The organism is Vibrio sp. Vb1755, from assembly GCF_033338635.1.
Taxonomy (GTDB): Bacteria; Pseudomonadota; Gammaproteobacteria; order Enterobacterales; family Vibrionaceae; genus Vibrio; species Vibrio alginolyticus.
The window spans coordinates 1-1,006 of record NZ_JAWOTA010000396.1 but is presented as its reverse complement, the minus strand read 5'-3'; the positions used below and the strand labels follow the sequence as shown (position 1 = coordinate 1,006).

Below are 1,006 nucleotides of genomic sequence, written 5' to 3'. Positions count from 1 at the left end.
TAATCATTATTTCGCAATACGTTTGTATTTGATGCGGTGCGGCTCTGCAGCTTCAGGGCCCAACGTTTTCTTCAACCAATCCATGTACTCTGTGTAGTTACCTTCGTAGAAGTTAACTTGGCCTTCGTCACGGTAGTCGATGATGTGCGTTGCAATACGGTCTAGGAACCAACGGTCGTGCGAGATAACCATTGCACAGCCCGGGAACTCTAGTAGTGCTTCTTCTAAAGCTCGTAGCGTTTCAACGTCAAGGTCGTTGGTTGGTTCGTCGAGTAGTAGTACGTTACCGCCCGCTTTAAGCAGTTTTGCTAGGTGTACACGGTTACGCTCACCACCAGATAGCTCGCCAATCACTTTCTGTTGGTCTGAGCCTTTGAAGTTGAAACGTGAACAGTACGCACGCGCAGGGATTTCAAAGTTGTTGATCTTGATGATGTCAGCGCCTTCAGAAATCTCTTGGAATACCGTGTTCTTATCGTTCATTGAATCACGGAACTGCTCAACAGATGCGAGTTTCACTGTGTCACCCATCTCAATGGTACCTGAGTCAGGTTGTTCAGTGCCGCTTAGCATCTTGAATAGCGTTGATTTACCCGCGCCGTTGGCACCGATGATACCCACGATCGCACCTTTAGGCATGTTGAACGATAGGTCATCAATCAGAACGCGACCGTCAAACGACTTAGTCAGGTTCTTCACTTCAATCACTTTGTCACCTAGACGCTCACCTGGTGGGATGAACAGCTCGTTGGTTTCGTTACGTTTTTGGTGCTCAGTGTTTTGTAGCTCTTCAAAGCGCGCCATACGTGCTTTAGATTTTGCTTGGCGACCTTTAGGGTTTTTACGTACCCATTCAAGTTCTTTTTCGATGGTCTTTTGGCGAGCGCTTTCTTGTGATGCTTCTTGTTGTAGACGTGCATCTTTCTGCTCTAGCCAAGAGGGGTAGTTACCTTCCCATGGAATACCTTCACCACGGTCAAGTTCAAGAATCCAACCTGCTGCGTTG

At 47.5% G+C, this 1,006-nt stretch carries 1 protein-coding gene; it reads right to left on the bottom strand.

Annotation, left to right across the window (positions count from 1 at the left end):
* Window positions 1–6: 6 nt before the first annotated feature.
* Window positions 7–1,006: ATP-binding cassette domain-containing protein (locus R7E00_RS25390; protein WP_318124961.1), on the bottom strand; the 1,000-nt coding region annotated here is incomplete at its 5' end.